At 51.4% G+C, this 12,818-nt stretch carries 12 protein-coding genes and 1 pseudogene; 8 read left to right on the top strand and 5 right to left on the bottom strand.

Going from position 1 to position 12,818, the window contains the following annotated elements:
- Positions 1-223: pseudogene (locus HVA01_RS17715) on the bottom strand (hypothetical protein); the annotation flags it as partial.
- Between the two features lie 313 nt (positions 224-536).
- On the opposite strand from HVA01_RS17715, the gene HVA01_RS16605 reads away from it, so the two are divergent.
- The 3 genes from HVA01_RS16605 to HVA01_RS16595 are packed head-to-tail and all read left to right on the top strand — an operon-like array spanning position 537 to position 3,354.
- Entirely contained in the window at positions 537-1,013 is a 477-nt protein-coding gene (locus HVA01_RS16605; RefSeq protein ID WP_146876526.1) for a DUF6932 family protein, read from the top strand.
- A complete protein-coding gene (locus tag HVA01_RS16600) occupies positions 1,010-2,269 on the top strand; it encodes a helix-turn-helix domain-containing protein (RefSeq protein WP_146876525.1) in 1,260 nt (419 codons plus the stop codon). The genes HVA01_RS16605 and HVA01_RS16600 overlap by 4 nt, the downstream gene beginning before the upstream one ends.
- 2 nt (positions 2,270-2,271) lie before the next feature.
- Positions 2,272-3,354 (top strand): beta family protein, encoded by a 1,083-nt coding sequence (locus HVA01_RS16595; protein WP_146876524.1) that lies wholly within the window; start codon positions 2,272-2,274, stop codon positions 3,352-3,354.
- Here the strand turns inward: HVA01_RS16595 and HVA01_RS16590 are convergent.
- The 3 genes from HVA01_RS16590 to guaB all read right to left on the bottom strand — a co-directional run bounded on the left by HVA01_RS16590 (position 3,299) and on the right by guaB (position 7,569).
- A complete protein-coding gene (locus HVA01_RS16590; protein WP_170243537.1) occupies positions 3,299-3,898 on the bottom strand; it encodes a sce7726 family protein in 600 nt (199 codons plus the stop codon). The two genes, HVA01_RS16595 and HVA01_RS16590, sit on opposite strands and share 56 nt — an antisense overlap.
- 526 nt (positions 3,899-4,424) lie before the next feature.
- Complete coding sequence (gene guaA, locus HVA01_RS16580) at positions 4,425-6,002, bottom strand: glutamine-hydrolyzing GMP synthase (RefSeq protein ID WP_146876522.1); 1,578 nt, start codon at positions 6,000-6,002, stop codon at positions 4,425-4,427.
- Positions 6,003-6,099: 97 nt separating this feature from the next.
- On the bottom strand, positions 6,100-7,569 hold the full coding sequence (gene guaB, locus HVA01_RS16575) for an IMP dehydrogenase (protein ID WP_146876521.1): 1,470 nt from the start codon (positions 7,567-7,569) through the stop codon (positions 6,100-6,102).
- Between the two features lie 170 nt (positions 7,570-7,739).
- Here guaB and HVA01_RS16570 point away from each other — a divergent pair, with 170 nt between their 5' ends.
- On the top strand, positions 7,740-8,330 hold the full coding sequence (locus tag HVA01_RS16570; RefSeq protein WP_146876520.1) for a DsbA family oxidoreductase: 591 nt from the start codon (positions 7,740-7,742) through the stop codon (positions 8,328-8,330).
- Between the two features lie 4 nt (positions 8,331-8,334).
- Positions 8,335-9,678 carry an exodeoxyribonuclease VII large subunit gene (gene xseA / locus HVA01_RS16565; protein WP_146876519.1) on the top strand — a complete coding sequence of 448 codons (1,344 nt, stop codon included), beginning with the start codon at positions 8,335-8,337 and terminating at the stop codon, positions 9,676-9,678.
- Positions 9,679-10,013: 335 nt separating this feature from the next.
- Here the strand turns inward: xseA and HVA01_RS17425 are convergent, their stop codons facing one another.
- Positions 10,014-10,166, bottom strand: a complete 153-nt coding sequence (locus HVA01_RS17425) for a hypothetical protein (protein WP_170243536.1) — start codon at positions 10,164-10,166, stop codon at positions 10,014-10,016.
- Between the two features lie 480 nt (positions 10,167-10,646).
- On the opposite strand from HVA01_RS17425, the gene HVA01_RS16560 reads away from it, so the two are divergent.
- The 3 genes from HVA01_RS16560 (at position 10,647) to HVA01_RS16550 (ending at position 12,778) form a co-directional block, all read left to right on the top strand.
- Positions 10,647-11,501 (top strand): SDR family oxidoreductase, encoded by an 855-nt coding sequence (locus HVA01_RS16560; protein ID WP_146876518.1) that lies wholly within the window; start codon positions 10,647-10,649, stop codon positions 11,499-11,501.
- 201 nt (positions 11,502-11,702) lie between these two features.
- Positions 11,703-12,104 carry an NADH-quinone oxidoreductase subunit A gene (gene ndhC / locus HVA01_RS16555; RefSeq protein ID WP_146876517.1) on the top strand — a complete coding sequence of 134 codons (402 nt, stop codon included), beginning with the start codon at positions 11,703-11,705 and terminating at the stop codon, positions 12,102-12,104.
- Positions 12,101-12,778, top strand: coding sequence for a NuoB/complex I 20 kDa subunit family protein (locus HVA01_RS16550; RefSeq protein WP_146876516.1), 678 nt, complete (start codon positions 12,101-12,103; stop codon positions 12,776-12,778). The genes ndhC and HVA01_RS16550 overlap by 4 nt, the downstream gene beginning before the upstream one ends.
- Positions 12,779-12,818 lie beyond the last annotated feature (40 nt).

The following is a 12,818-nucleotide window of genomic DNA, read 5'->3' as shown; positions in this document are numbered from 1 at the left end:
CCAGTTCCGCCAGTTCCGCCAGTTCCGCCAGTTCCGCCAGTTCCGCCAGTTCCGCCAGTTCCGCCAGTTCCGCCAGTTCCGCCACCGTCACACTGGCTTGTTCGCTGAGGGAATGGCTTTCAGACAGCACTGCAGCAATTTCATCCTTTTTTAATAGCTGCCAATCAAAGTGCTCACGCCAGTAGGTGAGGTTCAGCTGCGTGACATCGGTTGTGATGCCCAACGCCGCTTTCCACGCACTCCTTTATCTCTTCTTCCATGCCTTCTAGAACCAGGCTGATGGCATCCGGGTAGCGGCTCGAAAAGCTCGCAAAAAGGGGTGATAACTATCCTCACACCAGAGACCAGATTAAATTAACCCAAAAACGCAAAGAAGGAAAATTCAATAAAATATTTAAATATCAATAATCTATATAAAAATAAAGATGCAAAATAAAAAACAATCTACCAATTAGAGTGCTACTCAAAATTTAGACTTGACCACCATAGTGGCAAGTGCATATCCTGTATCATCGAAACAACAATTTTGTTGCATTATGATTCCATCTCTTGAAAATCCGAATAAAAGCCCCTGGCCAGTTTTGCCAGCGGGAATTCACAAAGCCACTTTGGCGGAGGTAGAGAAAGTGTTTGCTACCAATGCCATTCGCCGACAACTTTTTGACGGGTTGCTGTCAGCATTCACAGCACTACGTGATGCGGGCTGTCGTACGATCTACTTAGACGGAAGTTATGTAACAGCTAAGCCCCACCCAGGTGATTACGACGTATGTTGGGATCCTACGGGAGTGATTCACGAAAAAATTGACCCCGTATTTTTAGACTTCAGCAATAAGAGAAAGAATCAAAAGTTAAAATACGGGGGAGAATTTTTTCCCTTTGGCTTCCAGGCTGCACCAGGAAAAACATTCCTAGAGTTTTTCCAGAATGATCGCTTCACAGGGCATTCTAAAGGAATCTTATCCATCGATTTGACTTGCGATCCCCTTGAATGTGGGAGGGCACGAAAATGATATATAACGAAAGGCAGTATAAGTCAGCACACAAACAATTTGAAAGGCTTAGCGAATCGCTTAGTTCTTTCAAACCCTCTGGAGTCGACTGGCTAGACTTAGCCCAGGTCAATGCCTTCGAATCCCAGATTTTAGATATAAAATCAGAGATTAAAGAGTATGAACTAATTAAGGAAGGTAAGATTTCCTACTCAGAGTGTTCTGGCTTATCAGAACTACCTAAGGCTCTCATATGCGCTCGGATTGGATTAGGCTTGACACAAAAAGGGCTTGCTGAAAAGTTAGGAATTCCAACTCAGCAACTTCAACGATATGAAGCATCTAATTATATGGGAGCTAGCCTTTCTCGCCTTATTAGTGTGGCCGATGCACTAAATGTGAAAGTTCGTGAAACATGGTCAGGCGCTAAGGCAGATACTGCTGACTCAGTTTTCTGCTGGAATAGTTTAGAGAATATAGATTGGGCATTATTTCCTGCGAAAGAAATGGTTAAGCGTGGATGGATTAAATCAAAGGTAGGAATAAGTGCTGTTGAACAGGTAAAAAAATATTTTCTTAGCGGTGGTGGCCATTATACTCCAGCACTTCATAGAAAAAAATTTCATGGCGAGAACAAACCTAATGAATATGCTTTATTAGCTTGGCAAGCGCGTGTATTGGAGCTAGCAAGAGAAGAGGTAGGATCTGGAATTATTTCCGAATACGACCATAAAGACAACTGGCTGAAAGAACTAGCTTCTTTAACTCAGGTTGAAAATGGACCCCTAGCAGCTAAAAAATTCTTAGCCGAGAAAGGAATCGTACTGGTTATAGAAAAGCATTTGCCAGGCACATATCTTGATGGTGCTGCCATGGTGCTTGAAACTGGACAACCAGTTGTTGCACTTACCTTAAGATATGATCGTCTAGATAACTTTTGGTTTGTATTATTTCATGAGCTTGCTCATATATCTCTTCATATCTTTGACTCTCTTCAAATGGACTACTTTGATGAAGAAGGAGATGGTGAAGGTGAAGGTGATTTAATTGAACGAGAAGCAGACGAGTTTGCTTTAGATGCATTGATTAGCAATGAGCTTTGGAATTCCTGCGTTTCTAGATTTTCAATGACTCCAGAAGCGGTTCGACTCGATTCAGAAAGAATAGGTATCCATCCAAGTATCTTGGCGGGAAGAATTAGAAAAGAAAGCAATAATTACCGCGCTCTTTCTGAGCTTTTGGGACACGGAAAAGTACGTATCTGCTTCGAGGAATAACTATGAAGATCACTAGTGATAAGTATGTACCAGCTCTAAAGTGGCGACAGGGAGAGTATCAAGCACTTCTAAACCTAAAAACTAAGGTTAAAGATAAAGTCGTTCCTCTTCTGACAATACCTCCTAGAGAGTATGATTTTGAGGAGAGGAAAATGAAAAAGACTGTCCATGAGCACGTTGAAACCTTCCCGAAGAGGCTTTATACCAAGTGGAGTAATCGACTTGCTCTAATCGACCTCCATGACTCTCTTGAAGATGAATTGATGGATGATGGGCGCTCAGTCATCGAATTCGTGTTAAATGACGCTGTTGGTTTGGGTTGCAATGTTCGCCCTGTTGTTAGCATCTCTAAAAGTAGTTCTTACATTTCCAGTATTCGCTCGTTTTTAACTTCTCACGAGACTGGAGTTGTTTTAAGACTCAAGCTGAATGAGCTTCTTAAACCAACAGTAAACTCGGACATAGCTACACTAATGAATTCGCTCGGTGTTAATTCTTGGGAAGAGGTGGATTTAGTCGTTGATCTAGAAGAGCCTGAAAACTTCGAGCCGTATAATCTTTTTGCTACAATAATTTCAGGAGCCATAAACAAGATAAACGGCTGTAGCGCATGCCGGTCGCTGATTTTTGTTGCAACATCACTGAAGCTTAGAGAAGTTAAAAAGCCAGGTGCCATTCAAAAGAGGCACGAGTGGGGTCTTTTCCTAAGTTTACGCAATGAGCTTACTAAAACAATTTATCCTCCCTGTTATGGAGATTACACCATAGAATCGCCTGCGTTTTTAAGCCTAGATATGCGCAAAATGAAGCCTGCTGGAAAAATTGTTTACACTATAGATGAAGAATGGTTTGTCCCTAAGGGAGGTGCATTTCGGGGTAACGAAGCCCAGATGATTGATCATTGCAAAGCAATTATATCTTCAGGAAAATATTCAACTAGTGGCTTTAGTGAAGGTGATAAACGAATTGATGAGACGGCTAACAAGCTTAACAATTGCGGTAACTTGACAACTTGGAAGTGGGTTGGCGTCAATCATCACATAACCTTTGTTGTGAGGCAACTCTCCAATCTTCACGACTCATAAACTTATTTTTCACCCACTGAATCAACTCCTGAGCTGTAAGTGTCGGAGGTATTAACTGATAAAGCCTCTCTCTAGATTGATTTAATTTTTTTTCCTCAATCCCTAGAGTTGTAAGCAATTCTATTATTTCTTTTCGCCATAGAAAGTGGGCTATGGCTGTAACTTCTAAATTTGGATTTTTCCTGGGTCGCTTGATAGTTTTAAATGCCACTGCACCTTTAGCACCTTTGGTCGCCACTATTAGACCGCACCAAGGAGGTAGAATGGCCATTATTTTTTGAATATGATTTGGAGCAGATATGATTGAAATTTTTTCAAAGCACTTTGAATACTCTGATAACTGTTCGGGAAGGCGAACTATACTGTCTTTTGAGCTTTTGATTTCAAAGCAGTGAAACGTACCGTTCAAAACTGCTATATCAGCTCTTTTTTTTCCATGAGAAACACCAAGCTCATCTATCACAATGGTACTTGGGCAATCATGAAAGTGCTGTAAGCGCTTTTTGTGAAAATGTTGTCTTATTTCAATATCCCGACTTTCCAATTGATATACTCCATGCGCATCTATGCTCTAAACAACTGCTTTCTCATCTCAGACCCTGCGAATTCTGCCACACTTATTCTACATCCGTATTCTGCTTTCACCAGCATACAAGCAATTCTGGCTTTTTACTCATGGCCAAGCAAGAGGTCTCCAGCAGTAGTGATGGCTGCATATAGACCATCATAGCCATTACCCCTGTAGAGTTTACCACTCAATTTGATGTTGTGAAGCTTGATATCAGCAAGCATAGTTCTTGCATCAAAAATCACATCGCGATGCCTATAAGCTTACAAATCAACATAATTAACTTAAGCTAATCAAAACCTTAATGATTAAAAACCACAATATAGTTCTGCAATTTCGCACAATATCAAAGCTTAGGTACAACATCAGCCATAGATAATACCAGCTACATTCCATGAATATGAATTACTTTGAATTGCCAAACGAATACTAAAAAAGCCCGCAATTACACGGGCTTCTGAATATTTCTACTATTTAGTACCAGTCAGAAACAGCCTTTCATTCACTCCCACTCAATAGTAGCAGGCGGCTTACTACTAACATCATAAGTCACCCGAGAAACCCCCGCCAACTCATTGATAATCCGGTTGGAAACCTTCTCCAGCAGCTCATAGGGCAGGTGCGCCCAGCGGGCGGTCATGAAGTCGATGGTTTCTACCGCTCGTAGCGCGATGACCCACTCGTAGCGGCGGCCGTCGCCGACTACGCCTACTGATTTCACCGGCAGGAACACGGCGAAGGCTTGGCTGGTTTTTTCGTACCAGCCGGAGGCGCGTAGCTCTTCGATGAAGATGGCGTCGGCGTCGCGGAGGATGTCGGCGTACTCTTTTTTGACTTCGCCGAGGATACGCACGCCCAGGCCGGGGCCGGGGAACGGGTGGCGGTACACCATATCGTAGGGTAGGCCGAGTTCCAGGCCGAGTTTGCGCACTTCGTCTTTAAACAGTTCGCGCAGCGGCTCGACCAGCTTGAGCTTCATGGTTTCCGGCAGGCCACCCACGTTGTGGTGGGATTTGATCACGTGGGCTTTGCCGGTCTTGGAGGCGGCGGATTCGATCACGTCCGGGTAGATGGTGCCCTGGGCGAGGAAATCGACGCCGTCAATTTTGCTGGCTTCATCATCGAACACGTCGATAAAGGTGTTGCCAATAATTTTGCGCTTCAGCTCCGGGTCGCTTTCGCCCGCAAGCTTATTAAGGAACAGGTCTTCGGCGGCAACGCGGATTACCTTCACGCCCATGTGCTTGGCGAAGGTTTCCATTACCTGGTCACCTTCCGCTTTACGCAGCAGGCCGTTATCGACAAATACGCAGGTCAGTTGGGTGCCAATCGCTTTGTGTAGCAGTGCCGCTACTACAGAGGAATCCACGCCGCCGGAAAGGCCGAGCAGTACGTGACTGTCGCCGACCTGTTCGCGTACACGCTGAACCTGGTCTTCGATGATTTGCGCGGGCGTCCAGAGTTTTTCGGCTTTACAGATATCCAGCACGAAGTGCTCGAGAATGCGTTGGCCTTGCAGCGTGTGGGTCACTTCCGGGTGGAACTGTACGCCAAAAAACTGCTTCTCTTCCCAGGCCATGGCGGCGATTGGGCAGCTGGGTGTTGAGGCCGTCACGGTGAACTGAGCGGGCACTTCGGCTACCTTGTCACCGTGGCTCATCCATACGTCCAGCAGCGCCTTGCCGGTGTTGGTATCAACGTGGTCTTTAATGCCGTTAAACAGCGCGTTGTCGACGTCGATTTGAATCTGTGCGTAGCCGAACTCGCTTTGGTTGGATCCGGCCACACTGCCACCCAGCTGCTCGGCCATGGTCTGCATGCCGTAGCAGATACCCAACACCGGCAAGCCCATTTCAAACACGCACTTGGGCGCCCTCGGTGAGTCCAATTCGGTCACCGATTCCGGCCCACCGGCGAGAATAATGCCGTTGGGGTTGTACTCGCGGATCTCTTCTTCGGTGATATCGAAGGCGCGGACTTCAGAAAACACACCGATCTCGCGCACACGGCGGGCGATTAGCTGGGTGTACTGGGAGCCGAAATCGAGAATCAGAATCTTATGGGCGTGAATGTCACTCATGGCGGGGTCTCGGTTAAGCGGTGTGGGTGCCGCTGGTAAGGCCAAAAAGCAAGCGGCGAGCTATGGTGCCCGCCGCTGTTTTAACTAAAAGTGCTGGTTAGCTCACCCGGTAGTTGGGCGCTTCTTTGGTGATCTGCACGTTGTGAACGTGGGATTCGTTAAAGCCAGCGCCGGTAATCTGAACAAACTCCGGCTTGGTGCGCATTTCCTGGATATCGCGGCAGCCGGTGTAGCCCATGGAAGCGCGCAGCCCGCCCATCAGCTGGTGGACGATGGCGCCCATCATGCCTTTATAGGGCACGCGGCCTTCAATGCCTTCCGGCACCAGTTTCTCGGCGCCTTCGCTTTTATCCTGGAAGTAGCGGTCGGCGCTGCCCTGGTTCTCAGACATAGCGCCCATGGAGCCCATGCCGCGGTAAGCTTTGTAGGTACGGCCCTGGTAAAGCTCCACTTCGCCCGGCGCTTCTTCGGTACCGGCCAGCAGACCACCCACCATCACGGCGCTGGCGCCTGCGGCTATGGCTTTGGAAAGATCACCGGAGAAGCGGATGCCGCCGTCAGCAATCAGCGGAATATCAAACTCTTTGAGCGCTTCAGCCACGTTGGAAACCGCGGTAATTTGCGGTACGCCAACGCCTGTCACAATACGCGTGGTGCAAATAGAACCCGGGCCGATACCGACTTTCACGGCATCTGCGCCTGCTTCGGCTAGCGCGCGGGCCGCGGCGGCGGTGGCGATGTTGCCGCCAATCACCTGAATGGCCGGGAAGTTCTCTTTGATCCAGCGAACGCGGTCGATAACGCCTTTGGAGTGGCCGTGGGCAGTATCGACAATGATCACGTCCACACCGGCTTCAGCCAGCGCCGCCACGCGGTCCGGGGTTTCCGGGCCGGTACCGACCGCTGCTCCCACTAACAAACGGCCGTCGCTGTCTTTGGCGGCCATCGGGTAGGTGCGGGCTTTTTCGATATCTTGAAAGGTCACCAGGCCGCGCAGATGGAACTCGTCATCGACGATCAGCATTTTCTCGATGCGGTGTTCGCGCATTTTGGCTTTGCTGGCTTCAAGGTCGGTGCCTTCCTTGACCGTAACCAGCCGCTCGCGGGGGGTCATGATCGCTTCAACGCTGTCGCCGTGGTTAGGCTGGAAGCGCATATCGCGCTCGGTCACAATGCCGACCAGCGTCTCGCCTTCCACCACGGGAAAGCCGGAGAAGCCGTTTTCCCGCGCCATGGCGAGCAGGTCTTCGAGCTTGGCTTTGGGGCTTACGGTGACCGGGTCTTTGACAATCACGCTTTCGTGCTTTTTAACCTTGCGCACTTCAGCGGCCTGCTGGGACATGGCCATGCTTTTATGGATAATGCCGATGCCGCCTTCCTGGGCCATCGCAATCGCTAGGCGCGCTTCGGTAACGGTGTCCATCGCGGCAGAGAGCAGTGGAATATTGAGCGAGAGATTGCGAGTCAGGCGGGTTTTGAGGCTGACATTCTTGGGCAGAACATCGGAGAAGCCGGGAACGAGGAGTACGTCATCGAACGTTAGTGCTTCTTGGGCCATACGTAGCATAGCGGCAACACCCTGATTGAGAGGAAGTGGGGCGTGAAAGGTTAATCGCCTATTATAGCGTTTTGAGGGGTGTCCCAGCAATGCAGTCACGCTGTTGTGCTTATACCAATTGCTAATCACGTATGCTGTTAGGCTGATAGCTGGCCATTTCTACTGTTCAAGGGGGCTTTTTGTCTCAACAAATTATTGTTTACACCGATTACGTTTGCCCCTTCTGCCTGCTGGCGGAAGAGGTAATTGCCCAGGCGACTGAAGGCTTAGAGGTCGAAATCCGCTGGCGCCCCTTTGAGCTGCGCCCGGCCCCGGTGCCTACCCTGAAGGTGGAAGACCCCTACTTGCCCCAGGTGTGGCGCGAGTCGGTTTACCCCATGGCGGAAAAGTTGGGGGTGCCAATTAAGCTGCCCAATATTTCGCCGCAGCCGCGCACCGACAAAGCCTTTGAAGTATTCGCCATGGCCGAAGAGCAGGGTTTGGGCCACGCTTATTCCATGGCGGCGCTGAAAGCGTTTTTCCAGCAGGAGCGCAACATCGGCGATCCCGAGGTACTGGCGGATATTGGCGAGTCGGTAGGTCTTGAGCGCCAAGCGGTGCTGGATGCGCTTGCCAGCGGGCAATACAGGGAGCAGCACCGGACAGCCCTGCGGCACGCAGTGGAGGAGGCACGTATTCAGTCGGTGCCTACCCTGGTCATCGATGGCGAAGTGATTCAGGGCGTACCCGACCCTGCGGCCCTCAAACGTTTTCTGATTGAGCGGGCTTAACCCTATGGCCTCCCCCACTCCGCAAACGCTTTCCGTCAGCCAACTCAACCAGCGCGCCAAGCAAACCCTTGAGCGCGATGTGGGCGAGGTGTGGGTGGAAGGCGAGCTTTCTAACGTTTCCCGCCCCGCCTCTGGCCATGTTTATTTCACCCTGAAGGATGACCGGGCGCAGATCCGTTGTGCGCTGTTTCGTCAGCGGGCGCGGTTTGTGTCTGCGCCGATGCGGGATGGCGATCAGGTCAAACTGCGTGGGCGGGTGTCGCTGTTCGAGCCGCGGGGTGACTACCAGCTGATTGCCGAGGCCGTTCAGGCAGCAGGCCTGGGTGAACTGCTGGCGGCCTTTGAGCGCTTAAAAGCCCAGTTGGAGGGCGAAGGCGTGTTTGCCAATGCCCGGCCGCTGCCCTTTCCGCCCCGCAAATTGCTGATTCTAAGCTCCGCCACAGGGGCGGCCATTCGCGATGTGCTGGCGGTGCTGGAAGCCCGCTGGCCGCTGGCGGATGTAACGCTCATTCCGGTACCGGTACAGGGCGCCGAGGCTGCCCCGGCGATGATCTCGGCGCTGGCGTTGCTCAATCGCCAGGCGAAGCTCGACCCGGAGCGCGATGTGATCCTGATCACCCGCGGCGGCGGCAGCCTGGAAGACCTGTGGGCGTTTAATAACGAACATCTAGCGCGGGCAATTTTTCACTCCCGGCTGCCGGTGATGTCGGCGGTGGGCCACGAGGTGGATATCACCCTGGCAGATTTCGCCGCGGATATGCGCGCCCCTACCCCATCGGCAGCCGCCGAGCGATTGGTGCCGGATCAAAACACCTTTAAACGCCAGCTTGAACACCAGCACAGCCGCCTTCAGCGGGCCATGCAGGCGCGGTTAGAGCGCGACAGCCAACGCCTGGATACCCTGCGCGCCAAGCTGCGCCACCCCGGCGAGCAGCTCAATCGCCAGCGCCAGCACTTAACCGCCCTTAATCAGCGCTTAAATCGCGCCATGCAGCTAACGCTCACCCAGCAGAAAGCCCAGCTAACACAGCTGAGCAGGCGTTTGGCCAGCCAGGACATGGCGCGATTACACCGCGCGGAAAGCGAGCGGGTAAGCCAGTTACAGCGCCGCATGGGTAGCGCCATGCAGCGCCAGCTGGAAAGCCGTCAAGCACGATTAACCGCTGCCGCGCGTGAGCTGAATGCGGTCAGCCCGCTAGCGGTTCTGGGGCGCGGCTACGCCATTGCCCAAGATGAGCAAGGCCAGGTGATTCGCCGCGCGGAAGATACCCAACCGGGTCAGAAGCTCAAGCTACGGCTAGGTGAAGGCAGGCTAAGCGTGGAAGTAAAACGGCGCTACAAGCAGTAGCGCCTTGGCTGATTAGCCCTGGGCTGATAAGCGTTTTTCAACCATCATTTTTGGCTCTTCGTCATTCGGTATGGAAGTGTGTCTACCAGTCTGATAGCAGACCTGTGGGAGGTAGCTTTAGCTCGCGACGATTTAGGCTGCCAGCCTTACAACCTTGAGGGTGCCTACGGCACCTTTCGCCGAGATGTCGGACCACCGAGATGTCGGACCACCGAAGTGTCGGACCATGCTGAAGCGACCTCCCACAACAGATAGCTGGCTTAGTGGTTGCGATCTGAACCGTGAGATACAAAATTGCCGATCTATCTTAAATCCACATTAGATGATGAACAGCCTCATTTTTTGTCATCTTTGTTCGACTTTTTATCGTCATCATATTTGGGATTAACGTGATGGGTATCCGGCATTGGATTGGCCTCATCAAAATGATCGTCCGGATCTTTATGGGTTTTCTTGTCGTGCTTGTCATGTTTGGCGTCTTTAGTCATCGCTTCATCCTTGTCTTAGTGGTCTTCGCTGCTTAAATCCCTTGGTCATCACGGCCAATGGGGCTCCTTGAAATAGGAGGTGAGCGTCAGTGGGAAGTTCACTAACGCCTATAATCCACCCACTGTAGTTCCTCCCTCTCAACTTGCCATTCATGCCCATACGCCCTGGCACCATATCTAAGATTAAAATCCTTCATAAAACAATCATTTGAAATCAAAAAATCTGTGCATTAGCAATATTGATAGCACTCATGCCCCGCCACTATCGCCTGTCTTTTTTACCCTTCGCTTTATTAGCGATCGGGCGCTTTGTAGTTTGCCGTTGTGGCTACCTTGTTCTACTTTTAACAACGTAAAGGCGCTTGAGGACACAAGCGCTTGACCAGCACAAGCACCGACACAGCACTAGCAAAGACACAGGTAAGCAGTTATCCGTTGGTGGTGTTTTATAGCAGTGTGCCAACAATGGAGTGGCCGCACATGAGTGATCAACAGCAACCTCCCCAGCATCAAGACAAGCAGCCGGGCGATGAACACGCCATGCGCCCGGAACCCGAGTACATTCGCGCGAGCTACCGCGGCGCTGACAAGCTGCTCCATAAAGTCGCGATTATCACCGGCGGCGACAGCGGCATTGGCCGCGCCGTGGCGGTGCACTACGCCCGCGAAGGCGCCGACAGCACAATCGTGCACTTGCAAGAAGATAAAGATGCCGAAGAGACCAAGCGGCTGGTGGAAGCCGAAGGGCGCCACTGCTTAGTGTTGAAAGGCGATGTGGCGGACCCTGCTTTTTGTCGCGAGATTGTTAAGCAAACCCTCGACCACTTCGGCAAGATCAATATTGTCATTAACAACGCCGCTGAACAGTACGACTGGGACGACATCACCGAGGTCCCAGACGACCAGCTAGTGCGCACCTTCCAAACCAATATTTTTAGCCACTTCTATCTCACCAAATCGGCCGTGGCGCATCTCAGCGAAGGCGATACGATTATTGCCACCTCATCGATCAATGCCTTTAAGGGCAACGATACCTTGATCGACTACGCTGCGACCAAAGGCGCCATTCAGGGCTTAGTGCGCTCGCTGGCCATGTCGCTGATGGATCGCGGTATTCGCGTTAACGCCGTAGCGCCGGGCCCCATATGGACGCCGCTAATTCCCGCCAGTTTTGAAGACGAAAAAGTGGCCGCGTTCGGTGGACAAGTGCCTATGAAACGCGCCGGTCAGCCCAGCGAAATAGCCCCTGCGTATGTTTACCTCGCCAGCGAGGAATCGTCCTACATGAGCGGCCAAACACTGCACTTAAACGGCGGCGTCATCCTAAACACGTAACACGTAGTTTACTTTTTTAATCAAAAAGTTGCGGCCATGGAATGCGTGTGTGACTCATTTTTCTTCACCACTTAAATGAGTATTTGTCGCTCAGAAGTCAATTTAATGAGCTACGCTTTTTTTTAGCGACCCACATTTTGCAAACGCTTTCGTCGCCCTACTCTTCGTGATGGATAGCGTGACCACTCAACAGGTAAAGGTATGGCTGAGACTGTCAACGACTTACTAGTCCGCTATTGGGCGACAGGTTTTTTTGTGGTCGCCACCTTGGCGTTATGCGCCCTGATGGTAGGTGTTTCCAGCCTGCTGGGTGGGCGCAGCCAGGGGGTCAATAGAGACCTTCCCTTTGAGTCGGGCATTGTCGGCACGGGTGATGCCCGCCAGCGTTTTTCCGTCAAGTTTTACCTAGTCGCGATGTTATTCGTGATTTTTGATATTGAGGCCGTGTTCCTATTTTCCTGGGCGATTGTCATTGAAGACGTGGGGTGGACAGGATTCTGGGGCGCGGCGGTTTTTGTTTTTATTCTGCTGGCTGGTCTGTTGTATGACAGCCGAACCGGTGCCTTGGACTGGGCGCCGGGAGCATCTGGAGGCGAACAATGAGCTATACCCTGACCAGGGCGGACCAACCCACCGAAGGCAGCCGCCGGTACCCCACCCAAAAAGGGGAACCGTCCGAGGACCCGGTGAAGCGCCAGCTGGAACGCAATGTGTACACCGGAAAGCTCAGTGAAGTACTCAATTCCGCGGTCAACTGGGGCCGTAAAAACTCGCTGTGGCCGTACAATTTTGGCTTGTCCTGCTGCTATGTGGAAATGACCACCGCGTTCACCGCTCCTCACGACATTTCCCGCTTCGGTGCTGAAGTCATTCGGGCCTCGCCGCGGCAGGCGGATTTCATGGTCATCGCTGGCACCTGTTTTATCAAAATGGCGCCGGTCATCCAGCAGCTCTACGATCAGATGCTAGAACCTAAATGGGTAATTTCCATGGGTTCCTGCGCCAACTCCGGCGGCATGTACGATATCTATTCGGTGGTACAGGGCGTCGATAAATTCCTCCCCGTGGATGTGTACATCCCCGGTTGCCCGCCCCGGCCCGAAGCTTTCCTCCAAGGCTTGCAGTTGCTGCAGGACTCGATCCAGGAGGAGCGGCGGCCACTTTCCTGGGTTGTCGGTGATCAAGGCGTTTATAAGGCCGATATGCCTTCCCAGCGGGAAAAGCATCGTGACCAACGGATTCAAGCCACGGAATTGAGAGCACCCGACAAACTCTGACTGCGTTCTCAGTCGTTTCACCACTGATGCCAGGAGATGA

It is taken from the genome of Halovibrio variabilis (assembly GCF_007991175.1).
Taxonomy (GTDB): Bacteria; Pseudomonadota; Gammaproteobacteria; order Pseudomonadales; family Halomonadaceae; genus Vreelandella; species Vreelandella variabilis.
This window is presented reverse-complemented; position numbering and strand designations above follow the sequence as displayed.